The 25,659-nt window shown below is 74.3% G+C and carries 25 protein-coding genes; 10 read left to right on the top strand and 15 right to left on the bottom strand.

The window, feature by feature from the left end:
• The first annotated feature begins 61 nt into the window (after nucleotides 1–61).
• On the top strand, nucleotides 62–1,312 hold the full coding sequence (locus OKX07_RS18630; RefSeq protein WP_265629493.1) for a GNAT family N-acetyltransferase: 1,251 nt from the start codon (nucleotides 62–64) through the stop codon (nucleotides 1,310–1,312).
• A gap of 45 nt (nucleotides 1,313–1,357) precedes the next feature.
• Here the strand turns inward: OKX07_RS18630 and OKX07_RS18625 are convergent, their stop codons facing one another.
• Nucleotides 1,358–1,822 carry a hemerythrin domain-containing protein gene (locus tag OKX07_RS18625; RefSeq protein WP_265629492.1) on the bottom strand — a complete coding sequence of 155 codons (465 nt, stop codon included), beginning with the start codon at nucleotides 1,820–1,822 and terminating at the stop codon, nucleotides 1,358–1,360.
• A 53-nt stretch (nucleotides 1,823–1,875) separates the two neighbouring features.
• Complete coding sequence (locus OKX07_RS18620) at nucleotides 1,876–2,781, bottom strand: alpha/beta hydrolase family protein (RefSeq protein WP_265629491.1); 906 nt, start codon at nucleotides 2,779–2,781, stop codon at nucleotides 1,876–1,878.
• Nucleotides 2,782–2,821: 40 nt separating this feature from the next.
• Between OKX07_RS18620 and OKX07_RS18615 the strand changes: the two genes are divergently transcribed.
• On the top strand, nucleotides 2,822–3,625 hold the full coding sequence (locus OKX07_RS18615) for a QsdR family transcriptional regulator (protein ID WP_265629490.1): 804 nt from the start codon (nucleotides 2,822–2,824) through the stop codon (nucleotides 3,623–3,625).
• A gap of 60 nt (nucleotides 3,626–3,685) precedes the next feature.
• Here the strand turns inward: OKX07_RS18615 and OKX07_RS18610 are convergent, their stop codons facing one another.
• The 6 genes from OKX07_RS18610 to OKX07_RS18585 all read right to left on the bottom strand — a co-directional run bounded on the left by OKX07_RS18610 (nucleotide 3,686) and on the right by OKX07_RS18585 (nucleotide 8,823).
• Entirely contained in the window at nucleotides 3,686–4,561 is an 876-nt protein-coding gene (locus OKX07_RS18610; protein WP_265629489.1) for a hypothetical protein, read from the bottom strand.
• Nucleotides 4,558–5,151 (bottom strand): DUF6318 family protein, encoded by a 594-nt coding sequence (locus OKX07_RS18605; protein ID WP_265629488.1) that lies wholly within the window; start codon nucleotides 5,149–5,151, stop codon nucleotides 4,558–4,560. Before OKX07_RS18605 ends, OKX07_RS18610 begins: the two co-directional genes overlap by 4 nt.
• Before the next feature lie 173 nt (nucleotides 5,152–5,324).
• Entirely contained in the window at nucleotides 5,325–6,173 is an 849-nt protein-coding gene (locus OKX07_RS18600; protein WP_265629487.1) for a hypothetical protein, read from the bottom strand.
• Nucleotides 6,173–7,132: a hypothetical protein gene (locus OKX07_RS18595; protein ID WP_265629486.1), complete on the bottom strand. Its 960-nt coding sequence runs from the start codon at nucleotides 7,130–7,132 to the stop codon at nucleotides 6,173–6,175. Before OKX07_RS18595 ends, OKX07_RS18600 begins: the two co-directional genes overlap by 1 nt.
• Before the next feature lie 195 nt (nucleotides 7,133–7,327).
• Complete coding sequence (locus OKX07_RS18590; RefSeq protein WP_265629485.1) at nucleotides 7,328–8,287, bottom strand: hypothetical protein; 960 nt, start codon at nucleotides 8,285–8,287, stop codon at nucleotides 7,328–7,330.
• Nucleotides 8,230–8,823: a DUF6318 family protein gene (locus OKX07_RS18585; protein ID WP_265629484.1), complete on the bottom strand. Its 594-nt coding sequence runs from the start codon at nucleotides 8,821–8,823 to the stop codon at nucleotides 8,230–8,232. The genes OKX07_RS18590 and OKX07_RS18585 overlap by 58 nt, the downstream gene beginning before the upstream one ends.
• A gap of 170 nt (nucleotides 8,824–8,993) precedes the next feature.
• Here OKX07_RS18585 and OKX07_RS18580 point away from each other — a divergent pair, with 170 nt between their 5' ends.
• Together OKX07_RS18580 and OKX07_RS18575 are read left to right on the top strand one after the other, a co-directional pair.
• On the top strand, nucleotides 8,994–9,947 hold the full coding sequence (locus OKX07_RS18580; protein ID WP_265629483.1) for an ADP-ribosylglycohydrolase family protein: 954 nt from the start codon (nucleotides 8,994–8,996) through the stop codon (nucleotides 9,945–9,947).
• Nucleotides 9,948–10,058: 111 nt separating this feature from the next.
• Nucleotides 10,059–10,544: a DUF805 domain-containing protein gene (locus OKX07_RS18575; RefSeq protein ID WP_265629482.1), complete on the top strand. Its 486-nt coding sequence runs from the start codon at nucleotides 10,059–10,061 to the stop codon at nucleotides 10,542–10,544.
• A 170-nt stretch (nucleotides 10,545–10,714) separates the two neighbouring features.
• Here OKX07_RS18575 and OKX07_RS18570 read toward each other — a convergent pair whose 3' ends face one another.
• The 4 genes from OKX07_RS18570 to OKX07_RS18555 are packed head-to-tail and all read right to left on the bottom strand — an operon-like array spanning nucleotide 10,715 to nucleotide 14,940.
• Nucleotides 10,715–11,389, bottom strand: a complete 675-nt coding sequence (locus OKX07_RS18570) for a response regulator (protein WP_265629481.1) — start codon at nucleotides 11,387–11,389, stop codon at nucleotides 10,715–10,717.
• Nucleotides 11,386–13,110: a sensor histidine kinase gene (locus OKX07_RS18565; RefSeq protein WP_265629480.1), complete on the bottom strand. Its 1,725-nt coding sequence runs from the start codon at nucleotides 13,108–13,110 to the stop codon at nucleotides 11,386–11,388. The genes OKX07_RS18570 and OKX07_RS18565 overlap by 4 nt, the downstream gene beginning before the upstream one ends.
• A gap of 22 nt (nucleotides 13,111–13,132) precedes the next feature.
• Nucleotides 13,133–13,990 (bottom strand): ABC transporter permease, encoded by an 858-nt coding sequence (locus tag OKX07_RS18560; RefSeq protein ID WP_265629479.1) that lies wholly within the window; start codon nucleotides 13,988–13,990, stop codon nucleotides 13,133–13,135.
• Nucleotides 13,987–14,940 (bottom strand): ABC transporter ATP-binding protein, encoded by a 954-nt coding sequence (locus tag OKX07_RS18555; protein ID WP_265629478.1) that lies wholly within the window; start codon nucleotides 14,938–14,940, stop codon nucleotides 13,987–13,989. Before OKX07_RS18555 ends, OKX07_RS18560 begins: the two co-directional genes overlap by 4 nt.
• A gap of 177 nt (nucleotides 14,941–15,117) precedes the next feature.
• Here OKX07_RS18555 and OKX07_RS18550 point away from each other — a divergent pair, with 177 nt between their 5' ends.
• Entirely contained in the window at nucleotides 15,118–16,233 is a 1,116-nt protein-coding gene (locus OKX07_RS18550; protein WP_265629477.1) for a DUF4190 domain-containing protein, read from the top strand.
• 158 nt (nucleotides 16,234–16,391) lie between these two features.
• Nucleotides 16,392–16,586 carry a hypothetical protein gene (locus OKX07_RS18545; protein WP_265629476.1) on the top strand — a complete coding sequence of 65 codons (195 nt, stop codon included), beginning with the start codon at nucleotides 16,392–16,394 and terminating at the stop codon, nucleotides 16,584–16,586.
• A 44-nt stretch (nucleotides 16,587–16,630) separates the two neighbouring features.
• Here the strand turns inward: OKX07_RS18545 and OKX07_RS18540 are convergent, their stop codons facing one another.
• Together OKX07_RS18540 and OKX07_RS18535 are read right to left on the bottom strand one after the other, a co-directional pair.
• On the bottom strand, nucleotides 16,631–17,425 hold the full coding sequence (locus OKX07_RS18540) for an ABC transporter permease (protein ID WP_265629475.1): 795 nt from the start codon (nucleotides 17,423–17,425) through the stop codon (nucleotides 16,631–16,633).
• Entirely contained in the window at nucleotides 17,422–18,375 is a 954-nt protein-coding gene (locus OKX07_RS18535) for an ABC transporter ATP-binding protein (RefSeq protein ID WP_265629474.1), read from the bottom strand. Before OKX07_RS18535 ends, OKX07_RS18540 begins: the two co-directional genes overlap by 4 nt.
• A 97-nt stretch (nucleotides 18,376–18,472) precedes the next feature.
• Here OKX07_RS18535 and OKX07_RS18530 point away from each other — a divergent pair, with 97 nt between their 5' ends.
• Nucleotides 18,473–19,276: a TetR/AcrR family transcriptional regulator gene (locus tag OKX07_RS18530; RefSeq protein ID WP_265629473.1), complete on the top strand. Its 804-nt coding sequence runs from the start codon at nucleotides 18,473–18,475 to the stop codon at nucleotides 19,274–19,276.
• 141 nt (nucleotides 19,277–19,417) lie between these two features.
• Entirely contained in the window at nucleotides 19,418–19,903 is a 486-nt protein-coding gene (locus tag OKX07_RS18525) for a nitroreductase/quinone reductase family protein (RefSeq protein ID WP_265629472.1), read from the top strand.
• Between the two features lie 26 nt (nucleotides 19,904–19,929).
• Here OKX07_RS18525 and OKX07_RS18520 read toward each other — a convergent pair whose 3' ends face one another.
• Nucleotides 19,930–24,075, bottom strand: coding sequence for a hypothetical protein (locus tag OKX07_RS18520; protein WP_265629471.1), 4,146 nt, complete (start codon nucleotides 24,073–24,075; stop codon nucleotides 19,930–19,932).
• Nucleotides 24,076–24,249: 174 nt separating this feature from the next.
• Between OKX07_RS18520 and OKX07_RS18515 the strand changes: the two genes are divergently transcribed.
• On the top strand, nucleotides 24,250–24,657 hold the full coding sequence (locus tag OKX07_RS18515; protein WP_265629470.1) for a hypothetical protein: 408 nt from the start codon (nucleotides 24,250–24,252) through the stop codon (nucleotides 24,655–24,657).
• The gene (locus OKX07_RS18510; RefSeq protein ID WP_265629469.1) at nucleotides 24,654–25,658 is read left to right on the top strand and encodes a phage tail protein; all 1,005 of its coding nucleotides are present in this window, start codon (nucleotides 24,654–24,656) and stop codon (nucleotides 25,656–25,658) included. Before OKX07_RS18515 ends, OKX07_RS18510 begins: the two co-directional genes overlap by 4 nt.
• The last annotated feature ends 1 nt before the right edge of the window (nucleotide 25,659 follow it).

Below are 25,659 nucleotides of genomic sequence, written 5' to 3'. Positions count from 1 at the left end.
ATATCGGGGCAGACCGGACGCGCGTGCGCGTCATCCACAGGTCCCCGACGACACTGGTCCCATGGTGCGTTACGTCGGGCTCGACCTCGCCTGGGGCCGGACGGCTCGCACGGGCATCGCCGTCCTCGACGACGCCGGGCGCCTGGTCCACTCGTCGTCCGTGCGCACCGACGACGAGATCGCCGACGTCCTGGAGCAGCACACCGCGGGGCAGCGCGTGGTCGCGGCGATCGACGCGCCGCTCGTCGTCCCGAACCTCACCGGCCGGCGCGTGGGGGAGGTGCTGGTGACCCGGCACTTCGGCCGGTTCGACGCCGGTGCGCACTCCTCGAACCGCAGCCACCCGCACTTCGACCCGCCGCGCGCGCAGACCCTCGCGGACCGGCACGGGTGGGACGTCGACCCGGCCGTGCGGCCCGCGCCGGGGGTGTCCGTCGCGATCGAGGTGTACCCGCACCCGGCGATGGTCGTGCTCTTCGGCCTGGGGCGCGTGCTGCCGTACAAGGGCAAGCACCGGCGCGGGCTCGACGTCCGGCGCGCGGCGTGGGTCGCGCTGCTGGACCACGTCGAACGCGTCGCGGGCGACGTGCTGGGCCTGGGTGGGAACGTGCGCTGGGCCGAGGTGCGTGCGGAGGTCGTCGCCGCCGAGCGTGCGGCCGTCCTCGAGCGGCTCGAGGACGAGGTCGACGCGATCGTGTGCGCGTACCTGGCGTGGCTGTGGGAGACCGAGCCCGAGCGGATGGTCGTGCTGGGGTCGTCGACCGAGGGGTACATCGTGGTGCCGGGGCTGCCGACGTGGGAGCCCAGCCCGCGGGTCGCGAGCGAGGCGATGCCGGAGGGCGTCGTCCGGGTGACGGCGCAGACGGACGCCGCCACGGTGGCGCAGGTTGCCGAGCTGTTCGTCGCGTACCGCGCCTTCTACGGACGTCAGGGCGACGCGGATGCCGCCCGCGCCTTCCTGAGGGCCCGCGTGGAGCGCGCCGACTCACTCGTGTGGGCCGTCGTGGAGGACGGCCGCGCGGTCGCGTTCACGCAGGTGTACCCGGGTCACTCGTCCCTGCGGCTGTCGACGACGTGGCAGCTCAACGACCTGTTCGTCGCCCCGGACGTCCGGGGCGGCGGGGCGGGCGCCACGCTCGTGCGACAGGTCCTCGCGGAGGCGTCCGACGCGGGCGCGGACGAGGTGCGGCTCGAGACGCAGCGCACGAACACGCGTGCACGTGCCCTGTACGAGCGGCTCGGCTTCGGCCTCGCCGCCGACGCCGGGCAGGACGGCGAGTTCCTCACGTACACGAGAACGCCGGGGCGGTAGGGGCGGCGTTGTTGGATGGCCCGACGCGGGCCGCCTGCCTCGGCCTCAGGCCAGGGGCCCCAGCATCGCCCGCGGCTCGTGCTCGACGACGAGGTCCGCGAGCGGTGCGAGCAGGCGCTTCTCCTCGTACCGGAAGTGCGTCTCCATGACGGCCTCGATGCCGTCGAGGTGCTGGTGCAGCGTGGCCGCGTCGTGCCCGGCGTCGACGGCCCGCTGCAGCTCGCCGAGCAGGTGGGACAGCATGTGGTGGTCGCGCGTCAGCTGGGACAGGACGTCCCGGAGCTCGGGGTGGGCGGCGAGGAGCTCGGGGAACATCGTGTCGTCCTCGCGGCGGTGATGGCCGTCGAGCGCGGCACAGAAGCCGGTGCAGAACAGGCGCAGGTCGGCCGACAGGGGGCCGGCGTCATCGACGGCGTCCCGGGCGATCTGCAGGCTGTCGCGGAGGCGGTGGTGGACCGCGCGGAGCTCGCGGTCCCAGGCGATGAGGCGGTTGGGGTCGGTGGAGGACATGTGGGAGCGAGCGTAGTAGGGCCGCACCCTGCTCGCCCTCGGCTTGGCCCTCCTCAGCAGGTCGCGCGGAACTCCTCGATCGCCGAGCTCGGTGCGGGCGCCGGGCAGAGGAACGGGTGGTAGCGCAGGTCGTCGTCCACGTACCGCTTGAGCCACGCGACCGTGTACCGACCGATGGTCGAGTTGGTCGTGACGGGGGCGAAGTGGCTGGCGTTGTTGAGCTCGAGGTACCCCTTGGGGAGCGCCGCCGGCATGCTCTCGTAGAACGGTTCGGCATGCGTACGCACCGACGCCACGGAGTCGCGCTCGGCCCCGACGACGAGCGTGGGCACCTGCAGGCTCGACCAGCTCTTGGTGAGGTTCCACGGCGTCAGCGGGACCGCGGCCTGCAGCGTCGGACGGCTGGTCGCGGCCACGAGGGCCCCGCCGCCGCCCATGGAGTGGCCGACGACGGCCTGGCGACTGGCGTCGGCGCGGTCGCGGACGGCACTCGCGCCCGTGACGTGGTCGAGCGCGGCGAGGAGCTGGCGCCCGCGGCTCGTGGGCTGGTCGGAGCGGGTGGTCGTGTCGATGTTGATGACGACGAACCCGTGCGACGCGATGCGCGACGCGAGCCACGCCATGGTGGACCGACCGGCGGTGTAGCCGGGCGCGATCGCGACGACGCCGAACGTCCCCTGGTCGGTCGCCGTCGGGTAGTAGATGTCGCCACCGCCGAAGCCGGACGCCCGCCAGGAGTACACACGCTCCTGGGAGACGGCGAACGGGCCGCGCGCGGCATCGAGCGTGGCCGTCGTCGGCGCAGGGCCGCGCTCGTAGCCCGCCGCCAGCGCGGGTGAGGCCGGGCTCAGGGTGGCGGCCCAGGTCAGCAGCACCGTCGCGAGCAGGAGCGCGCGTCGGCGACGGGACGACGTGGGACGGGTCGGCGGAACGGGGTCGACGTGGTTTCTGCGGGACATCGTCATCACCTCCGGTGGGTGCGACAGGCGTCGCCGCCGCGTGCGTCAGAACGTGCTGGAACCGAGTCATGCACATCTGATACACCTGGCGTACCGGCATCATCGCCACAGCCGCATCGCCCGCGGAAGGTCCGGTGAGGATCGTGAGACCGCCGTCGCAGATGACCGAGAACCATCCGCCCCCGTGAGCACCGTCCGCGTCCTCAGCCACGCGACTGCCGTGCACGGCGGCATCCGGCACTTCCTGAGTCGGGGCATGCTCGACATGAACATGCTCGCCCGCGAGCTCGCCGTCAGCCGCGCGACGCTCTACCGCACCGTGCGCAGCCGCGACGCTCTCCTCGGCGACGTGCTGATCTCGCTCGGTCGGCGCAGCGTCGATCTCGCTCTGGCCGAGCGCTACCCAGCGGGTGTCGACGGCGTCATCGAGGTGTCCCGACGCTTCGCGCGGCGGCTCCAGGACGCCGAGGCGTTGCGCTGGTTCGCCCAGCAGGAGCCGGAGGCGGCCCATCGCATCCTCCTGGCGCCCCACGGCTGTGTCCACGCGCGGGCGGTCGACGTGCAGCGTGAGCTGTTCGTCCGGATCGGTGGTCCGGAGATCTGTGGGCGCGAGCCGACGCCGTCGTCGCCGCACGGCTCGGCATCCGGCCTGACCGACCGGCGGTTGCCGAGATCCCTCGAAGCGCCGGTGCCGCGGGTCCCTGTCGCACAGGGCGACCCGCTCGCTGACCGCGCCTTCCTCTACATCCGCGTCCTGGAGTCGGTGCTCTACGGGCCGATGCTCGCCGGCCGCCGCCCGGACTTCGCCCTCGCGGAACCGGCACTGCGCGCGCTGCTGCGGTGACGGACGGCACCTGAGACCGCCGACGTCCGTGCGGCGAGCTCAGCCGGCGTCTTCACGCTGTCAGCAGTCGGGGGGCTTGGGTTTGTCGGTGCACAGGCCGGAGACGAGGCGGCTGGTGCGTTCTTCGATGGTGAAGGGGGCCGTGCTCGCGGTGGTGGTGGCGGTGCCGTTGATGTCGCGCCACACGGGGGTGCCGTCGATCTGGTAGCGGCCGGTCCACTCGGCGGTCAGGGTGATGGTGGTGGTGCCCGGGGCCTCGTACTCGTGGAAGACGTCGTGGTTCGGGTGGGGCTGGCCGGGGTCGCGGGTGACCAGGTCGTGGCCGTCGCCGAAGTCGTAGGTCCAGCGGGTCGGGGTGGCTTCGACGGTGACGCCGATCCCGAGCAGCTCGGTGCGCAGGGTGACCGGCGTGGGGTCGGTGTAGACGATGGTCTCGATGTTGATCAGGACCCACCCGCGGTCGGGCTGCATGGTCAGAGCGGGAGCGGGCAGGGGGAGGAGACGGAAGTCCGCCTCGGTGAGTTCAGGAAGCAGGTCCACACCGCAGCCGCCTTCGTCGATCTGCTCCCAGTCACCCCACGCAGCGGCGGGCGTCGGGCGGTACTGGCGCCACATGGGCCAGACGATGCTGTCGCCGTCCTCGCACTCGCGCATTACGCCTGCGGTGTCTGCAAGATCAGGGCAGGTGCCGTCGGCTGAGCCCCTCGTCCACCGGCCGGCGACCTCGCGGCAGCGCGGGGCGCGCTCGTAGTTGAACAACCGCAGCTCGGGAGGGACGGAGATGTTCTCCCGAGCGAGCTGCTCGGATCGGCCGGCCGTGATGCGGACGGCACCACCCTGCGCCTCGCCGCCGACGCCGCGTCCGGGTGCGACGACTCCCATAGGGGCCGCCAGCATGACGATTGTGAGAAACGCCGCGGTGAGAGAGCGGATCACTGGACTGGCGTGACATCAACGGCGTCGACAATCCAGGAGCCGGAGGCGAAAGTGAGGGCGACCGCGAACTCGTACACACCACCTGGGGACTCGCTGAGGATGGTCCCGTTGACGTCATGCTCGGCGGAGGGGGCTTCTGTCGCGACGACGGTGGCGGAGTACCACCGTCCGGCGTCGACCTCCGTTCCGTCGGCAGATTCGACGGTGATGGTTCCGCCCTCGACGCGACCACCTCCCTGGTGAACCCTCGTCACGCCGTCGCGAGTGCTGTCGCAGAAGGCGCAACCCGTGGCGGCCAACTCGTTCCATGCTGCGAGATCACCGGTTGCGTACGCGTAGGGATACAACGAAATGAAGTAGCGCGCCGCGGCCGCCGCCCCGTCCGCACTCGCCGTCCCCATCGCCTCCGGCCGCTCGGGCGGCACAGTCACATCCATCGTCGGCGTGGGCGTCGGAGTAGGCGTGGGCGACTCCGTCGCCGTCACGGTCGGCTCCGCCGAAGCCGTGGCCACGGGCTCGGCGTCGGCCGTGCACCCGGTCACAAGCCCGACCGCGACCACCACCACGACAATCCGTCCACGTATCCGCATGCCCGGAACGTACCGGTTCGAAGCGGTTCGGCGGCGCGCGGCCTTTCGCTCCTGTGGATAAGCAAGGGAGTCGTGCGACGAGCTGCGGTCCGGCGTGCACCTACACCCGAGCCCGGTGCGGCTCGAACGTCACGGCCAGCAGCTCGTGCTCCAGGCCGGCGACGTCGACGTCGTCATGTCGTCCCACTGAGACGATCGAACTCCCGGAGGCACTGCGACGCGGCAGCTGCAGCGTCGGCGGCGAGCACGTCGACCGGCAGCCCGTCCCCGTCGAGCACGCGTTGCTCGGCATAGGTCCGCGCGGCCGCGCCGAGCGGGTCGGTCAACCGAGCGAGCGCGGCACGGAACCCCGCACTGAACTCGCGATCCCGTCTGGGTGGCAGCGCGGCGTGTGCCGCGCGGGCTGCCGCCTGCGGGCCGCCTGCACTGTTGTGGGCGACGACGAACGCGAGGTCGTACGGGTCGCGGTCCGCTGTGCGTCCCAGCACGGCGGCAGACTTGGCGAGCAGGTACCCGCCCAGGTTCGCGAACGGCACGTCGACGAACGGGGTGTCGCGCACGTCGGCGTCCGACGGCGCCACGGGGAGCCGACGCAGCACCGGGTCCCGGAGGGCCGGGCCGGGTCCGGCGACGTTCATGACGGTCGTCCGATCACAGCCGGGCAGGGCGAGCTGCTGCCCCCGGTGATCGAGAGCATCGGTCAGCAGGTCGACGCGCACGGGGGCCGTGTCCACCGTCGTCACCCACTGCCAGGCCTGCCCGTCACTCAGGGGCAGGAACTCAGCGGCGAGGAGCGCTGCTTCCAGCCACCCGAAGTCGAGCTCGTCGCGGTCGTACACCATGCCGATCTGGATCACGAGGTCGATGTCCGCGGTTCCCTGGTGCGGGGCGTCGGGAACCGGAGCGAGCAGCTCGGGGTTCAGTCCGCCGACGACGACCAGCGAGTCCCGCCTGGCGCCGAGACGGAGCGCGAACCGGACCAGGGCCCGCTCGGCGCGCTCCCGCGTCTGCCGCGAGCGCACTAGAAGCCGATCCGGATCTCGCGCAGGTGCATCGCGAACTCGTCGGCCCGGACGCCGCCTCGTCTGAGCAGGTCGCCGTAGAGGCGGACGTCGCTCACCAGGGGGTAGGGGGAGTCGGTGGACGTCGTGGAGGCCTGTCGCAGGACGTAGCGGTCGCCGCGCAGGATCCGGACGCGGATCCCGCTGTCGGTACGTGTGAGGCCGGCGACCTGCAACAGCGCGTCGAGGTCGTCGTCGTAGGCGGTGGCGTCGAGGTAGACGTCGATGGGGTTGGTCGTGGTGGCGAACGGGGCGCGTCGCTCGAGCCCGACGAGTCCCGTCGCGGCCCAGGCCCCGGCCGGCCAGTGGCGCGCGACGACATCGCTGAGCCAGACGTCCGCGTCACGGATCACCGCATGGGCGTGCACCACCGTGTCGTCGCCCGCGGCGTGCCAGGCGCCCCACGCGTCGAGCATCGCTCCGCGCTCGGTCAGCTCGCGCCGAGCCGTCGGACCGCGCTGCGGCCCGAGGTTCGACGTCCACCCCTGCATGTCGAAGAACGTGAGTGCGCGGGACGCGGCCCCGCGGGACGCACCGACAGCGTCGGCGAGCTCGGCGACGGTGGGGACGCGCTGGTCGCCCTCGGCTGCTCGCTGCAGGAGGATCTCCGCCATCGCCCCGGCTGCCGCGGTGAAGCGTTGCGGCGGGGTCATCCGTGCATCGGAGGGGTTGCCCGGCGTCCGGATGAAGATCGTGCCCGCGGTGAGCTCGAGCGCGCCGGCCTCGTCGGCCCAGCTCACTCCGCTCTCCGACAGCAGGGCACGGGCACCCGGGGAGACCCGCCGGGCTACGACCACGGGGGTGGAGTGGGTGGCGACGTCCGTCGTGGTCTGCAGAGCGGTCCGGACGTCGGCAGGGAACCCTTCGCCTGCCCACAGCGGCGTGAGGTCCTGGACTCCGCCGGGGTGGGTCACGCTCACGACGGGTCCTGCCGTCCGGTCCACGACCGAGATGCCGAGGTGCCTGCCACCGGCGGCGCGGAGTGAACGCACGAGTGCGTGTGCTGCGCGCGAGGTGGTCGTTCCCATAGTTGTTCACTGTACCAGTGAACAATTCGATAGACGGGCGCGCTTGTCGGGCAATCGCCACCGATCCAGATCCCGGACATGGCGCCGTCAGCAGTCGGGGGGCTTGGGCTTGTCGGTGCACAGGCCGGAGACCAGGCGGCTGGTGCGTTCTTCGATGGTGAAGGGGGCGGTGGTGGCGGTGGTGGTGGCGGTGCCGTTGATGTCGCGCCAGATGGGGGAGCCGTCGATCTGGTAGCGGCCGGTCCATTCGGCGGTCAGGGTGATGGTGGTGGTGCCGGGGGATTCGTACTCGTGGAAGACGTCGTGGTCGGGGTGGGGTTGGCCGGGGTTGCGGGTGACCAGGTCGTGGCCGTCGCCGAAGTCGTAGGTCCAGCGGGTGGGGGTGGCTTCGACGGTGACGCCGATGCCGAGCAGGTCGGTGCGCAGGGTGACGGGGGTGGGGTCGGTGTAGACGATGGTCTCGATGTTGATCAGAACCCAGCCGCGGTCAGGCTGCATGGTCAGAACCGGGGCGGGCAGAGGGAGGCGGCGGAAGTCCGCCTCGGTCAGGACGGGGAGCAGATCGACACCGCACCCTCCGGGATCGATGTCGTCCCACGGACCCCACGGCGAGGTAGGCGTGGCTCGCTCGTGTCTCCACATGGGCATGACGAGGGTGTCGCCCTCCTCGCACTGCACCGACGTGCGCGCCAGGTCGGCGCCATCAGGGCAGCTCCCGTCAGCGAAGCCCTTGACCCACATCCCGGCGGCTTCGCGGCAGTAGGGCGCCCGCTCGTAGTCGACCAGGCGCTCTTCTGGCGGGACGACGAGATTCCGCCGGGCGAGCTCCTCTGAGCGACCAGCTGAGATGTGGGCCGCGTCATCGGAAAGCTCGCCCCCGAATATTGGCTTGTCGCCAGCCGACGAGGGTGAGGCGACGATGATGCCGACCAGCACCAGAATTGACGTGAACAGGATCGTTCGCAGAGCGGGCCGCTCTCGCGCGGCGTTCACGTTGTCGGCGTCGCGGCCGGGCCGACTTCGTCGATCGTCCAGCCGTCCGACCACGTCATCACGACGTCGATCTCGCGGTTCTCCTCAGGGTGCTCATCGACGATCGCTCCATCGCGGTCGAGATCGACGGACGCGGCGATAACGACGTGCAAGCGAGCGGAGTACCACCGACCTGCGTCGACTTCTGTGCCGGTGGAGGCCAGGATCTCCGCGTCGCCGATGTTGCGGTGCCCGCGGCTGTGAAGGTCCGTGACGTTCGCACGCACGCCGGCGCAGAAGTCACACTCCGGCGATGCCAGAGCGTCCCACTCCGTGAGGTCTCCGGTCGCGTTGATGTAGGGGAAGAGCGAGATGAAGTAGCTCGCCGCGGCCGCCGCCCCGTCCGCACTCGCCGTCCCCATCGCCTCCGGCCGCTCGGGCGGCACGGTCACGTCCACTGTCGGCGTGGGCGTCGGAGTAGCCGTGGGCGACTCCGACGCCGTCACGCTCGGCTCCGCCGATGCCGTGGCCACGGGCGCGGCGTCGGCCGTGCACCCGGTCATCAGTCCGGCCGCGACAACGACCACGACAGTTCGTCCACGCATGCGCATGCCCGGAACGTACCGGTTCGAAGCGGTTCGGCGGCGGGGTCGTCCCGTTCCTGTGGATAACGGCGAGCGCGTCTGCCGCCCGCCCATCGTTGGTGCCTAGTTCGCGTCCCGAGACGAGAGAGGGTCGACCATGGACTCTGCTCTTCCTACCCGCCCACCGGAGGCCCCCCGTGACCCTCACCCCCGCCCAGCTCGACCGGGCCGTCGGCGCCGTCCTGGGCTCAGCGGCCGGCGACGCGCTCGGCGCGGGCTACGAGTTCGGCCCGCCGCTGCCCGACGACCAGCCCGTGCACATGGCGGGCGGCGGCAGCTTCGACTGGGCGCCCGGGGAGTGGACCGACGACACGTCGATGGCCGTCCCGATCGCGCGCGTGCTCGCCGACGGCGGGGCGCTGGAGGACGAGGCGTCGCTCGACGCCGTCGTCGCGGCGTGGGCCGGCTGGGCGCGGACGGCGAAGGACGTGGGCGTGCAGACCCGTGCGCTGCTGTCGTCGTTGCCGACCCTGACGGCGTCCGCCGCGCGCGATGCCGCCGCCGCGCACTTCGCCGCCGACCCGCGCGGCGCGGCGGGCAACGGCAGCCTCATGCGGACGGGTCCGGTCGCGCTCGGGTATCTCGACGACGGTCGCGAGGACGCGCTCGCCCGCGCGGCGCGCGCCGTCTCCGACCTCACGCACGCCGACCCGGACACCGGGGACGCGTGCGTGCTCTGGTCGCTGACGGTCCGGCACGCGGTTCGCGGGGGCGCGCTCGACCTGGGTGGGCAGCTCGATGCGCTGCCCGCCCAGCGCCGTGACGTCTGGGCGGCGCGGATCGCCGAGGCGGAGGCGTCGCAGCCGTCCGACTTCGACAAGAACGGGTGGGTCGTGCACGCGCTGCAGGGTGCGTGGTCGGCGATCCACCACGGGGACGGGCTCGTCGACGTCCTCGAGCGTTCCGTGCGCGGCGGGCGCGACACCGACACGGTGGCGGCGATCGCGGGTGCCGTCGCCGGTGCGGTGCACGGGGCCGGCGCGGTCCCGGACGCGTGGCGGCGGATCCTGCACGGCTGGCCGGGGCTCGACGCGGACGGGCTGGGGGACCTCGCCCGTCGGGCGGCCACGCGGGAGCCGGTGGCCGGGTGACGGGCGAGCGACGTCCGGTCCGATCGGCAGGGTGACGCCCCTCGCGGAGGGTTGTCCACAGATGTGCCGACGGCCCGGGCGGCGGCTGTCTGCTGCTCTACCGTCGCTCCCATGACGCAGATGCCCTTCGCCACGGCCCCCGCCACAGCCGACGACGCCCCGCTGCCCGGCGCCACGTTCGGCCAGGCCGTCGGCCGTTTCTACGGCCGCTACGCGACGTTCAGCGGCCGCGCGAGCCGCAGCGAGTACTGGTGGGTCGCCCTCTTCTTCACGATCGTGCTCTTCGGTGGCGGGCTGCTCGCGGCGGTCCTCGGGACTGCGACGACGGAGCGGGGGGCCGCGTCGGACGACCCGGGACCGTTCGCGGTGATGGTCGGCGTCATCATCGCCGGCGTCCTGATCGCGAGCATCGTGCCCTCGCTCGCGCTCAACGCCCGTCGCCTGCACGACGCGAACCTCTCGGGCTGGTTGCAGCTCGTCTGCCTGATCCCGAGCATCGGGAGCCTGGTGATGATGGGCCTCGCGATGATCCCGAGCACACCCGAGGGCGCGAGGTACGACAAGGTGCCGCCGCCGCGGTCGCCGTACGGGTACTGAGGTGCAGCGTTCGGGACCTCAGGTGTCCCGAACGCTGCGACGCACCCAGCACGAGGTCTGCGACGAGGGACAGTCCGGCCCGTCTGGCCGCGACCGGCTGCGGCCGACCACCCCGACGACGCCCTGCGCGACGGGCTCGCGGCGATCGACCTGACGGTGAAGGTCACCCCTCACTCGCCCGCCCGCACCAGCCCCGTCTCGTACGCGACCACCACCGCCTGCACGCGGTCGCGCACCCCGAGCTTCGCGAGGATGCGACCGACGTGCGTCTTGACGGTCGCCTCGGACAGGAACAGGCGCCTAGCGATCTCGGCGTTCGACAGACCGTCGGCGACGGACCGCAGCACCTCGACCTCGCGGGGGGTGAGGTCGGCGAGGCGGGGGTGCGGGGCGTCGGGGTCGACGTTCTCACCCGGGGCGGGCAGGTGCCCGGCGAACAGCTCGAGCATGCGGCGGGTGATGCGCGCGGACACGACCGCCTCGCCCGACGCGACGGTGCGCACGGCGGTCACGAGCTCGGCCGGTGCGGCGTCCTTGAGCAGGAACCCGCTCGCGCCCGCACGCAGCGCGGCGAACGCGTACTCGTCGAGGTCGAACGTCGTCAGCACCAGGACGCGCGCGTCGGGGTGGGCCTCGACGATGCGGCGGGTCGCGTCGATGCCGTTGACGCCGGGCATGCGCACGTCCATGAGGACGACGTCCGGACGCAGCGCCGCGGCCTGCTCGATCGCCGACTGACCGTCCTGCGCCTCGCCCACGACGTCGAGGTCGCCCGCACTCTCCAGCAGCAGCCGGAACCCCATGCGGATGAGCGCCTGGTCGTCGACCAGCAGGACGCGGATCATGCCTCTCCCTCGGTCGACTGCGGCGCCTCGCTCGACGACGCGTCCTCGCTCGGCAACGGTGCCTCGCTCGGCAACGGTCCGCCGCTCGGCTGCGGCAGCAGCGCGCGCACGCGCCACCCCTGACCGTACGGGCCGGCCTCGATCGTCCCGCCGAACGCGGCGACCCGCTCGCCCATCCCGACGATCCCGCGGCGGGTCCCGGGCGACGGCGCGACGGCCTCGCCCGGCCCCTGGTCGGTGACGACGACCTCGACGGCGTCCGGCCGACGGCGCACGTCCACGTCGACCTGGGGCGTGCCCGGCGCATGACGCAGCGCGTTGGTGAGCGACTCCTGCACGATCCGGTAGACGGCGAGCTGGACGGTGCTGCCCAGGCCGTCGAGGCCGGTCACGGCCAGTCCGCCGGTCCGCACGGGCAGGCCCGCGGTGCGGAACCGCTCGACGAGCCGCGCGAGGTCCGCGACGCCCGGCTGCGGCTCCATCGGCACGGCCCCGTGCGACGTCGCGCCCGGACCCCCGCCCGAGGTCCCCCGGGACGACCCCGACGCGCCCGCGAGGCTCGTACCCCCGACGCCCGCGCCAGCACCGAGCGCCTCGTCCTCCGCCGCGTGCAGCACCCCCAGGATCCGACGGACGTCGTCCAGCGCGGTGCGCCCGGTCTCGACGAGCTCGTCGAGTGCGATGCGCGCCTGATCGGGTGCGCGGTCGAGTGCCGCGGCGGCGCCCGCGCCGAGCGCGACCATGACGGTGATGGAGTGCGCCACGACGTCGTGCATCTCGCGCGCGACGCGGGCGCGCTCGTCGGCCTGCGTGAGGCGGGCCCGCTGCGCCTCCTCGGCGGCGCGGGCCGCGGCGGCCTCGGCGTCGGCCGCGAGCCGCAGCCGTCGCGTGCGTGCGAGCGACCCGAACGCCATGCCGAGCAGCGCGAGCACGATCACCGGCAGGGCCGTGACCAGCCACGACGGCGGCAGCAGCTCGGCGAGGAAGTCCGGGAGGACCGCGGTGCGGCGCGCGGCCGGGTCGGTGGGATCACCGCCCAGGACGCGGGTCCCGACGACGGCGACGAGCGGCGCGAGCCGCGCCGTGACCACGACGGGCAGGACGACGGCGACGGCCACGAGCCAGGCGACCCGCGGCGGCCGGGCGGCGGCCACCGCGAACAGGGCGCACGCGATGGCCAGCTCGAACCCGTTGGTGCCGCCGGCTGCGAGCAGCGACACGACGGCCAGCGCACCGACGACCCCCGCGACCGTCACCGGCCGCCGGTGCCGCCACACCAGGGCGGTCGCCCCGGCGAGCGTCAGGACGACCGACGCCGTGGCCATGCGGCTGACCTGGGTGTCGCTGAGGTAGTCGGTGAGGTAGTACATCGACTCGGCACCGAGCCCCGTCAGCAACCCGTACCCGAGGAACGCGACGACGAGGAGCGCGGTCACGACGGCCGGCGGCGGCACGAGCCGCTGCAGCACCCCCCGCGCCACGACGAGGATGCGCGCGGCCGGCCCGACGGCCGGCCCGTCGACCGTCGGGTCGACCGGCCCGCCGGCCAGCCCGCGGGCCGGCTCGACGCCCGGCTCGACGCCCGGCCCGTCGCCCGGCTCGAGGCCCGGCTCGACGCCCGGCTCGACGCGCCCGTCGACGGCCCCGACGCCCGGCACGTCCCCCGCGGCGCCACCCGGCGCCGCGGGATCGGCGGACGTCCCGCCCTGGTTCGTCGTCACCGTCGCATCCTCGCAGGTCACGTCAGGCGTCCCGGCGGCGCAGCAGCACGGAGGCCACGACCAGGAGCACGGTCACCCAGACCAGCAGGACACCGAACCCGGCCCACGGGCTCAGGGTGGTGACCTGCGACCCGGTGACGATGGAACCGAGGGAGTCCGAGGTGATGAGCCGTGCACCGGCGGCCGTGGGCAGGTAGGCGGCGAACTGCTGCAGCGGCTCGAACGGGATGTAGGCGAACGCGGGCTCGACGACGAACACGAGGCCCAGCACCGACGCGATGCCGGCGGCGGAGCTGCGGACGATCGCACCGATGGCGTACGCGAGGGCCGTCATCGCGGCGAGGTACAGCGGCACGCCGAGCATGATGCGCGCGTGCTCGGGGTCGAGGAGGTCGACGGTCATGCCGGCGTCCTCGAACCAGGGCGCGGACGCGGCCCAGCCGATGACGGTGCCGACGACGGCCGTCGCGAAGGCCACCCCGACGACCACGAGGAGCTTGGCCCACAGCACCGGGAGGCGCGCGGGGGCGGCGGTGAGCGTCGAGCGGATCTGTCCGGTGCGGTACTCCGCGGTGATGACGACGACCGCGAGCCCGCACAGGACGAGGAGCGCGAGGCTGACCCCGGACGTCACGTACACGGGACCGACGAAGGAGCCGGCGGGGGCGTCGTCGGCGATCGTGGCGATGCTCGCGCTGCGCATGGCGCCGAGGAGCGGGAAGAACGCGAGGGCCAGCGCGAGCGCCCACCACGTGGAGCGCAACGAGCGGAGCTTGACCCACTCGGCGGCGAGAAGCCGGGGGAACGTGACGGGCTGCACGACGGTCCGGGTCCGGGCGCGGACGGCGGGCACGGTGGCGGGGGAGGAGGCGGTGGTCATCGGGGGGCTCCTGCGGTGTGTCGGGGGTGCGTGGTCGCGTCGGTCGGGGCGGAGCGGTACTCGACCTCACCGCCGGTGAGCTGCAGGTAGGCGTCCTCGAGGGACGCCTGCACGGGCGCGAGCTCGTGCAGGACGATCCCCGCCCCGGCGGCGAGGGCCGCGATGGCGGGGGGTGTGCTGCCGGTGACGTCGAGCAGGTCGGCGCCGGTGGACCGGACCTCGAGGCCCGGGTCGCGGCTGAGGAGCGCGGCGAGGCGCGCGGCGTCGGGGGTGCGCACGCGCACGGTCGACGTGCCGGCGCGGGCGACGACCTCGGAGACGGGCGCGTCGGCGACGATCCGCCCGCGTCCGATGACGATCAGGTGGTCCGCCGTGAGCGCCATCTCGGACATGAGGTGCGAGGACAGGAACACGGTCCGGCCCTCGGCGGCGAGCCCGCGCAGCAGGGTGCGGACCCACAGGACGCCCTCGGGGTCGAGGCCGTTGACGGGCTCGTCGAGGATGAGCGTCTGCGGGTCGCCGAGCAGCGCGGCGGCGATGCCGAGGCGCTGCCCCATGCCGAGCGAGAACCGGCCGGCGCGCTGCCGGGCGACGGACGTCAGGCCGGTGAGCTCGATGACCTCGTCGACGCGCCGCGGCGCGATGCCGTGCGTCGTGGCCAGGGCGAGCAGGTGCGCGCGGGCGGACCGCCCGCCGTGCACGGCCTTCGCGTCGAGCAGCGCGCCGACCTCGCCGAGCGGCGCGCGGTGCTGCGCGTACGGCTTGCCGTTGACGGTGACGCGGCCGGCGCTGGGGCGGTCGAGCCCCACCACCATGCGCATCGTCGTCGACTTGCCGGCGCCGTTGGGGCCCAGGAAGCCCGTGACCTTGCCGGGCTGGACCGTGAAGGTCATGCCGTCGACCACGGTCTTGGTGTCGTACCGCTTGGTCAGACCATCGGCCTGGATCATGCGTCCTCCTCGTTCGGGTGTGACTCGAACGTACGGACGCACCCCTGCCCCCCGGGACGCCCGCGAGGACCATCCGTGGCGTCGGCGCGAGTACGCCGTGAGGATGACGCCGTCCCCCCAGGGAGGTGTGACGAGAGCCCAGGTCGCAGCGCCTCACCTGAGCTGCCGGGGCGGCCGATGCACCAGGTGACGTTCTGTTTCCCACGATGTGCAGAGGTGACGAAGAGCATGAGCACGAACGACTCCGGGATGGCATCGCCGCAGGTCCCGCAGGGCCCTCCCCCGCCGCCGCCGTACGGCACGCCTCCGGTCGCCGCGCCGCCGCCGGGCCTGGCCTACGCGGTGAACCCGGCAGGTCCGCCGCCTGGGGGCAAGGGTCTGGTGATCACCGCACTGGTCGTCTCGCTCGTGGCGCTCCTGCTGAGCTGGGTGCCGATCATCAACAACTTCGCCGCCTTGCTCGCTGTCGGAGGCCTCGTCCTCGGCATCGTCGGCCTGGTCGGCGCCGCGCGCAAGGGCCGTCCGGGCAAGGGCATGGCCATTGCGTCAGTCATCATCTCGCTCGTGTCGCTCGTGCTCGTGATCGTCACGCAGAACGCCTACGGCCGCGCGATCGACGAGTTCGTCGATGACCTCGACGGCACGGCGACGGAGCAGCTCGGAGGCACCACGACGCAGGAGGCGACGGTCGACGAGGAGGACGAGGTCGCGGACGCACCTGCTGCACCGGCGGTCGGCGACGTCTCGGTGGTCGAGGTGGCCTTCGGCCAGAACACCTACGACCCCACCATCTGGTGGTACGTGGTCATCATCGACAACCCGAACCCGGAACACGTCTACCCCTTGGCGGGCTTCGATGTGGAGGCGGTGGGTGCCGACGGGACGATCCTCGACACCGGGTCGAGCTACGTGAACCTGCTGCCGGGTCGGGTCGCGTTGACCGGCAGCTTCTTCGACGTCGGTTCCAACGTGCTGGACCACCTGGACGTCCGGGGGCCCGAGGTCGCGGACGCGCTGCACGAGTCGGAGCTCGGAGCCTTCGCGGTCGCCGATGTGGCGGCTGCCAGCGACGAGTGGTCGACGAAGGTCGGTGGCAACCTCTCCGGGTCCTTCGTGGAGGAGCAGGCCTCCGTGCAGGTCGACGTGATCGCCCGCAATGCGCAGGGTCAGATCGTCGGCTCCGAGCTCACGTTCGTCGATCGGTTGCCCGTCGGCGGTCAGGCTCGCTTTGAGGTGACGTTCCTCGCGCCGCTCCCGGCCGACACGACGTACGAGGTGTATCCGAGCATGTGAGGTCGGAGATCCGCGTCGGCGGGGTGGTCGCCCCGCCGACGCGGAGCACGGCAGGAAGGGCTGTCGGCTCAGCACGTGACAGGTGCTCCGTGCTCCCGGGCGACACCGGACGCGACGCGTGCCACGATCGAGGTCACCGACGCCCAGGGAGGCCACCGATGTCCGTCCCCGACGACACCGTCACCCCGATGCCCGACGAGGTCCCGGACCCCGTCAGCGCGACCGAGCCGACCGCCGACCCCGCGCCCGACGACGTGCCCGGTGACACGGGCGCCGACGTCTCGGCGGAGGACCGCCCCGTGCTGGTCGTGCCGCCGGTCCGCCCGATGGGCAGCAGCAGCGGGAGCCTGTAAGCGGCAGCCTGTCAGCGGCAGCCTGTCAGCGGCAGCCTGGCGACTCAGGCGCGCCGCTGCAGCGCCACCGACGCCGCGACGAGCGACGCGACGGCCCACGCGATCAGCACGACGAGGGATCGCGTGGGCATCGCGAACACGTCCTGCGCGAGGCCGGCACGGACGAGCTGCGCCATGGGCTCGATGGGCAGCCACTCGTGCGCGCTCGCCAGCCACGCGGGCATGCGCTCGGCGGGGTAGGAGACGGGCGAGAACAGCAGGACGACGAACACGAGCATCTGCGTCACCAGCATCGCGATCTGCGGCGGCAGCACCGTGGCCATGGCATACCCGACGGCGGCGGCGGTCAGCGACACGAGCACGGTCGCGGGCAGGAACCACGGCGCGAGGGACAGCGCGATGTCGTACCGCAGCGCCCCGGCGACGATGCCGATCGCCATGCCGGGCAGCGCGATCAGCGTCCAGACCAGCAGGTCGGACAGCAGGAACGCGACGCGCGGCACGGGCAGCGTGCGCATCCAGTCGAGCGACCCCTCGGTGCGGGCCTGCGCGACCATCTGCGGCGTCATGACCAGGCCGACGGTGATGAGCGTGACCGTCGGCGCGCCGGTGGCCAGGTACAGGGCGGTCAGGGGGTCGGGGTCGCCGACGAGCAGCCCGTAGCCCACGACGGTGGCGACGGCCATGAACACCTGCACGACGACCATCAGCGGCAGGAACTGCTGCTGCCGGCGCAGCTGCCACTGCGCGAGCAGCAGCGTCTGGCGCGTGCCCTCGCGGAGCGCGGTGCGACCTCCCTCGCGGAGCGCGGTGCGCCCTCCGTCGGTGAGCGTGGTCATGCGACCTTCACCTCCTGCTCGTCGGCGCCCGCTCCCACGAGCTTCACGTAGACGTCCTCGAGGGACGCCGGGGTCAGGGCGTAGCGCTCGAGGCGTCCGGCATCGACCTCGTCCTGCGCCCAGCGCACGACGTCCGCGGCGGCGTCGGCCGGGACGGTCGCGGTCGAGCGCAGGTGGCCGGACGTGGCGTCGGTGGCGGCGGGGTGCCAGCGCACCGGTCCGGCCGGGGCGTCGACCTCGAGGGTGAGGGTGCCGCGCAGGCGCGCGGTGAGGCCGGCGGGGGTGTCGGTGGCCAGGACGACGCCGTGGTCGAGGATCGCGAGGTGGTCGACGACGCGCTCGGCCTCGCGCACGTTGTGCGTGACGAGCAGGACGCCGTGGCCGGCGTCGGCGAGCCCGCGGATCTGCTCCCAGAGCATGCGGCGGCGCACGGGGTCGACGTCGTTGGTGGGCTCGTCGAGCACGACGAGCCGGCCCGGGACGACGGCCGTCATGGCGAACGCGGTGAGGCGGGCGATCCCGCCGGAGATCTTCTCGGCCGGGGTGTCGGCCCAGGGGCGCAGGTCGAGGGCGTCGAGCAGTTCGGCGGTGCGGGTGCGCACGTCGGCGGGCGTGGCGCCGCGGATGCGGCCGACGAGCTCGACGGCGCGCCGTGGCGTCAGGCCGCTGATCGGGACGTTGGCCTGCGCCTGGATCGACACGAGGCGGCGCGCCTGGTCGGGGTGGGCCACCGCGTCGACGCCGGTGACGGTGATCGTGCCCGCGTCGGGCCGGACGAGCCCCACGACCTGGTGCACGAGCGTCGTCTTGCCGGCGCCGTTGTGGCCGAGCAGGCCGACGACCTGGCCGGCCGGCACGTCGAGGTCGATGCCGTCGTTCGCCTGCACGCCGCGACGTCCGCGGTACCGCTTGCGCAGTCCGCGGACCCGCAGCACGTCCGTCCCGCCCATGTCCGCCTCCTCGTCATACTCACTGGTACGTGACGGACGGTACTCCGGGTTCCAATCGGTATCAACCCAGCGGTATGTCGTCGCGTACGCTGGCGCCATGGCCGACGACCGCGACCGCCTCACCGCCGCCAGCCGCGCCCTCGCCGACGCGGCCACCCAGCTCACGCGCGCGCTCGGGGCCCAGGCCCGCCAGAGCGTCCCCGACGTCGGCGACGCCGTCGCGCAGGGCCTGCGCGAGGTCGCCCGCGAGCTCGCCGACGTCTCCGAGTCCCTCACCGGCGCCGCGGCCGCGACCGACGACCGCCGCCGCCGCAAGGTCGACCGCACCCGCGCCGACCTGCTCGACTCCGCTGCGCGCGTCTTCGCCGCCCAGGGCTACGAGGGTGCGTCCGTCGACGACGTCGCCGCGCAGGCCGGCTACACCAAGGGCGCCGTCTACGCGCACTTCGGCTCCAAGCGCGAGCTGTTCCTCGCCGTCGCGCGCGCCCACCTCGCCGCCGCCGGCGACCCGGCCACCCACACGGTCCCCGGCGTCGGACCCGACGGCGTCGACGTCGACGCGCTCACCGCCGCCCTCGCCCGCAGCGCCGACGACCCGCGCCTGCTGCTGTCCCTGGAGCTGCTCGCCTACGCGCTGCGCCACCCCGACGAGTCCGGCGAGCTGGCCGCCGTCCACGCCCGCGCCTTCGACGCGCTCACCGACCACGTCGCCGACCTGCGGCGCGCCCGCGACGCCCGCGACGGCCGCGAGCCCGACCCTGGCACCACGCAGGACGACCGCGACACGACCCTCGGCATCGTCGCCGTCCTCAACGTCGCGCCCCTCGGCTCCCGCCTGCTGGGCGCCGCGCACGACACGCCCGCCGCCGGCGCGCGCCTCGTCGCCCGCCTGCTGGGGTGACCGCGACGCGCCTCGTCGCCCGCCTGCTGGGCTGACTGCGACGCGTCCCGCCCGCCGGGACCTGCGCCCCTCGACCGGCGCACCGCGGCACGCGAGGATCGACGACGGCGTCGACGACGACGACACGAGCAGGGGGCTGCGATGGGGTGGTTCGAGCAGGCGCGCGCGGAACGGCTGCGCCGGCACTACGCGGGCGGCCGCGGCGACGCGTTCGCGCGGCGGGCGGCGCGGTTCTACTCCGCGCTCCACGGGACGTGGCTGACCCCCGCCCGCTGGGTGACCCTCGAGGTGCCGGGCCGACGCAGCGGCAAGCCCACGCGCTTCCCGCTCGGCATGGCCGACGTCGACGGACGCTGGTACCTGGTGTCGATGCTCGGCGAGTGCGCCTGGGTGTGGAACGTCCGCGCCGCCGACGGCCACGCCGTGCTGCGGCACGGTCGGGCGCGCCGGGTCAGGCTCGTCGAGGTGCCGGTCGAGGAGCGCGCCCCGGTCATCCGCCGGATCGTCCAGGTCGCACCCGGCACCCGCCCGCACGTGGGCGTCGACCGGCACGAGCCGGTCGAGGCGTTCGAGGCCGTCGCCGCCGACCACCCCGTCTTCCAGGTGCTGCCGGCCGACGCGTCGTAGCGGCACGACGCGCCGGCCGACGTCCGTCAGGCGCGCTGCTCGCGGCGCCGGGTCGTGGCGACGAGGACGACGACGCCCGCCGCGGCGAGCAGGGCGCCGAGCGCCAGCAGGCGCAGCGCGTCGGTGCCGGTGGCGGACAGCGAGGCCGCGTCGGCGCCGGTGGCGCCGGTCCCGGCCGCGCCGGTCGAGCCGGTCGCGCCGCCGGTCGCGCCGGTGCCCGCCCCGCCGCCGGTCCCGCCCGTGCCGCCGGTCCCACCGGTCCCACCGGTGCCGCCCGTCCCGCCGCCCGTGCCCGGGTCGGGCACGGCCGCGATGTCGAGCACGGTGCTCGCGCGTGCCGCACCACCGGGCGAGGTGACGGTGAGCCGCACGAGCGCGCCCTCGTCCGCGACCGTGGGTGTGAGCGCGAGCGTGTGCACGGTCGTCACGGCCGGTCCGGCGGCGCGTGCCCCGAGCGGCGCCCGCGTGCCGGCGGTCCAGCCGACCGGGACGGGCGCCCACGTCGCACCGCCGTCGCGCGAGACGTCCCACGCCGCGGTCGCGTCGGCCGCGAGGACCGTCCACTCCAGCGTCGTCGGGACGCCCGCGGTGACGGTCGTCAGGGCGCCGGGGCCCGCGAGGAACACGGGCACGGCGGCGACGACCAGCTCGGCCGGGGCGCTCGTCACGGTGACCGGGCCGCCCGCCAGAGTGGCGGTGGCGACGGCCCGCAGCAGCAGCCCGTCGTCGGCGGGCGTGGCCGTGAACCGCAGCGTCGTGCCGGTGCCGACGGGCGCCCACGCGGCGCCGTCGGACGACGCCTCCCACGTGACGTCCGGCAGCGGACGGCCGGTGACGTCCACGGTGAACGTGACCTCCTCGCCCGGGGCGGTCGCGACGTCCTGCGGGTCCGTCACGGTCGGTGCGACGAGCACCTGCAGCGTGGCGGGGTCGGACGTCGCGGTGCCGCGGGTGCTGGTCGCGACGGCGCGGTAGCGGGTGCCGTGCGCGGCGTCCGTGCCGGCCACGACGAGCGTCGTGCCGGTCGCGTCCGGGACGTCGACCCAGTCGCCGTCGACCTCCGTCTGCCAGGTCACGTCGGGCGTCGGACGCCCGCTGACCTGCACCTCGAAGGTCGCCGACCCACCGAGGTCGACGGTCGCGTCGGCGGGCTGCGCGGTGACGGCGGGCACGGCCTCGACCGTGACGAGCGCCGCCGCCGAGGCGGCGACCCCCAGCGTGTTCGTCGCGACGGCCCGCACGAGCAGGCCGTGGTCCTCGTCGGTCAGCGTGCGCGTGTACGTCCACGCGGTCGCGTCGGCGACGGGCGTCCACGTCACCCCGTCGCTCGACGTCTCCCACGTCGGCGTCGCGGCCGGGTTGGCCGACGCGGCCGCGGTGAACGTCGCCGCGTCGCCCGCCAGGCCCGTGACGGCCTGCGGCTGCGCGGTGAACGTCGGGGCGTAGCGGACCGTCAGGGTCGCGGCCGCGCTGGTCGCCGTGCCGAGCGTGCTGGTGACCACCGCGCGCACCTGCGTGCCGTCGTCGGCGGCCGTCACGTCGTCGAGCTGCAGCGACGTGCCCGACCCGCCCGCGTCGGTCCACGCGGTCGCACCCGCGGCGCGGCGCTGCCAGGCGACCGTCGGCGCGGGGGAGCCCGTGACGGCGACGGTGAACGTCGCGTCACCGCCCGCGTCGACGGTGGTGTCGGCCGGGTCCGTGACCGTCGGTGCGTAGCGGACGGTCACGAGGACGGCGGTCGACGCCGCCGACCCGGACCACCCGGACGCCAGCGCCCGGACCCGCAGGCCGTCGTCCGCCTCGGTCAGCGTGCGCGTGTACGTCCACGACGTCGCGCCGACGACGTCGGACCACCCCAGGCCGTCGGCCGACGTCTGCCACTGCACGCTCGGCGTCGGGTACCCGGCGGCGGCTGCCGTGAACGTCGCGACGTCCCCGACCGCGCCCGTCACGGGCTGCGGCTGCAGCGTGTACGTCGGGCCGTACGAGACGCGCAGGGTCGCCGGGTCGCTCGTCGCCGTGCCGTGCGGGTTGGTCAGGACGGCCCGCACCTGCGTGCCGTCCTGGGCCGCCGTGACGTCGTCGAGCGTGACGGTCGTGGTGGCGCCGCCGAACGTCGCCCAGGTGCTCGCGCCGGGCGCGAGCCGCTCCCAGCGGACCGTCGGGGCGGGCGTCCCCGTGCCCTCCACCGTGAACGTCGCGGTCGCCCCGACGTCCACCGTCGAGTCGGCGGGCGGGGTCGTGACCGCGGGGGCGACCTGCAGCGTCACCCGCGCCGCAGCGGTGGGGACGTCGCCGTCGGTGCCGCTCGCGACGGCCCGCACGTGCAGACCGTGGTCGTCCGCCCCCAGGGTGCGGGTGTGGGTCCAGGACGTCGCGCCGTCGACGTCGGTCCACGACGTGCCGTCGGGCGACGTCTGCCACTGCACGGTCGGTGCGGGGTGACCCGACGCGCTCGCCGTGAACGTCACCACGTCGCCGATCCCCCCGGCGACGTGGTCCGGACCGACGACGTCGACGGGACCGTGCGTGACGGACAGCGTCGCGGGCGACGTCGTGGCCGTGCTCACCGTGTTGGTGAAGACCGCGCGCACCTGGCTGCCGTGGTCGGCGCGGGCCCGGTCCGTCAGGACGAGGACCGTCCCCGTCGCGCCGGTGACCGCCGCCCAGTCGGACGACGGGTCGGCGCGCCGCTGCCACTGCACGGTCGGGGTCGGGGTGCCGCTCGCGGAGGCCGAGAAGGTCGCGGTCCCGCCCTCGGGGACCGTGGCGTCCGTCGGGCCGCCCGTGATCGCGGGCGGCACCGACACGGCCAGCGCGGCGTCGGACCCCACGCCGTCGACGGTCGAGGTGATCGTGGTCGCGCCGGTGGCCGTGAACGTCGCCGCGGCGGTGCCGTCCGCGCCCAGGACGTCGTCGGTCGTCGCGAACGTCGCGCCGGCCCAGGTCACGGGCGCGCCCGCCATCGCGCCCTGCAGCGCGGCGCTCGGCGCCGAGGCGTCGGAGAGCTGCACGCCGACGGTCGCCGTGACCGACTGGCCGGCCGTCGCGGACGACGGGTCGACGGTGGTCGCGACGGTCGCGTGGGGCGCGGTGACCGCGCCGCCGGCCGCGTCGCAGTCCGCCGCGAGGTCGGTGCAGCCCCACCACGTGCGCACGGCGCTGGACGCGCCGCTCAGACCGACGCGCGTCGGGACGCCCGCGACGGTCGCGACGTTGCCGACGAAGCGCGAGTCGCTGACCGTGCCGTCTGCCAGGTGCACGGCCGCGATCGCGCCCGGCGCGTCGACGGCCTGGTTGCCGGTGACGGCCACGCCGGTGAGCGTGGCGGTCCCGGCCGCGACGCGCACCGCGGAGCCGGCGACCGGGGAGCCGCCGACGCGCACCGTGTTGGTCGCGAGGCGCGTGCCGCTGATCGTCGTCGTCGGGCTGCCCCAGGCGACGTCCAGCGCACCGCCGCCGACCGTGGCGGCCGCCGTCGTCGCGTCCACCTCGTTGTCCGCCAGGACCGAGTCGACGACCGTGACGGACTCGGTGCCGCCCACGCCCGTGAAGCCGATCGCGCCGCCCGCGGCGCCGACCGCCACGTTGTCCGTGAACGTGCAGCGCTCGACGAGCAGGGTGCCGCCCGTCATCGAGACCGCACCGCCCACGTCGACGGACGTCCCCGTGGCGCCCGGGGCGTTGCGGCTGCCCGTGACGGCGCAGTCGCGCAGCGTCAGGGAGTCGACCGCGCCCGGGTCGCCGGTGCCCGCGATGATCGCGCCGCCACCGCCGGTGCCGGCCTGGCCCACGCCGTTGCGCAGGGTCACGCCCTCGACCGTCAGGTCGACGCCGCCGGCGAACGACGGGTCGACGTCCAGGACGCGCGACGCACCGGCCGCGTCGACGACCGTCGTGGCCGCCCCCGCCCCGCGCAGCGTCACGTCCAGCGGGTCACCGGGATCGAGGCCCAGCGCGCCCGCCGTGAGCGTGTAGGTGCCCGCGGGCAGCTCGACGACCGCCTCGGCGTCGTCACCCGCCGAGCACAGGGCCTCCCGCAGCGTCGTCAGGGGAACGCCGTCGTCGCACCCGGGTCCGACCGGCGCGTCGAGGGTCGTCGTGACCGCGACGACGGTCGCCGCGGCCTGCGCGGGCACGGCCAGAGCGCCCGTGGTGACCACCACGAACACCCCCACACCAGCAGCAACCGGACGGAAAAAGGCCCTCTGACCTGGGAACATGTTGCGAACTGTAGGGACTTTCACCCGGGTCGGAGGTCCCATGGGCAGGGTGAAACTCCTAGGCTCACGCCGACCGGCCGGGGCGCCCCCGTGCGGCGAACCCCCCCGGAAGAGGTGTGAGCGGTGACCACGAACCGGACGGCTGCGGCCACGGGGGTGACCCGGCGGACCGTGCTCGCCGCCGGTGCCGGCGTCGCCGGTGCCGTCTCGCTCGGCGCCGCGGCTGGCGTGCAGGTGCTGTTCCCCGAGCTGCCGCTCGACGCGGACCTGCTCGGCCGCATGGTCGGCCAGACCTTCGTCGACACGCAGACCGGCACGCGGCTCGTCCTCGACGCCGTCGACGGCTTCGCCGGCCGGGCCGCGACCGCGAGCCAGTTCGCTCTCGTCCTCGTCTCGGACGGCGAGGCCCTGCCCGCCGCGACCCGCACGCTGCGTCACCCCGACGGCGACCTGCGGGTCTACCTCGGCCCCGTGACGGCCGACGGCCGCACGCTCGAGGCCGTCGTCAACCGCGCAGGAGGTGCCGCGTGACCGGGTTCGTCGGCGAGGTCCGGATGTTCGGTGCGGCGTACGTGCCCGAGGGCTGGGTGCCGTGCGACGGGCGTCTGCTCTCGATCGCCGAGTACGACGTCGCCTACACGATCGTCGGCACCACGTACGGCGGCGACGGCGTCCAGACGTTCGCCGTGCCCGACCTGCGCGGCCGCACACCGCTGGGTGCCGGTGCCGGCCCGGGCCGCGAGCCGCGCGTGCTCGGGCAGGTCGGTGGGCAGGAGACCGTCACGCTGACGAGCCAGCAGCTGCCCGCGCACCAGCACGGGCTGCTCGCGTCCGGCGCGCAGGCCACGGCGACCGCACCCGACGGCGGCGTCGCGGCCGTGGCCGCCGACGCCGCGCCCTACGCCGCACCGCAGGGGTCCGCCGCCCTCGCCCCGCAGGCGCTCGGCAGCGCGGGCGACGGGAACGCGCACGAGAACCGCTCGCCCGTGGTGGCGTTCACGTTCGGCTTCTGCGTCTGGGGCATCTACCCGACCGGGGGGGACGACGACACCACGATGGGCGAGGTCCGGCTGTGGGCCGGCACCCAGCTGCCCCCGTACTGGCGGGTCTGCGACGGTGCGCTGCTGCCCATCGCCACCCACCAGGCGCTGTTCTCCATCCTCGGCACGCAGTACGGCGGCAACGGGCAGACCACGTTCGCCCTCCCGGACCTGCGGGGCCGCGCCCCCGTGCACGCCGGGTACTCCCGGCCGGTGGGCGAGACGGGCGGAGCCGAGAACGTCACGCTCCTGCCCTCGCAGCTGCCCCCCCACACGCACCAGGCCCTCGCGACGTCGTCGGCCGCCACCACGCCGTCGCCCGTGGGCGCGACGTGGGCCGCGGCCGACCGCGCGCAGTACGCCCCGAGCCCGCAGGTCGCCGCCGCGCCCACCGGCACGGCCGGCGGCTCGCAGCCGCACCCCAACATGCCCCCGTACACGGTGCTGTCGTTCGTCATCGCGACGCAGGGCGTCTACCCGAGCCGGGACTAGG

Source organism: Cellulomonas sp. S1-8, from assembly GCF_026184235.1.
Classification (GTDB): Bacteria; Actinomycetota; Actinomycetes; order Actinomycetales; family Cellulomonadaceae; genus Cellulomonas.
Note: the sequence above shows the minus strand (reverse complement) of the source record. Positions and strands in the feature narration are given on the sequence as shown.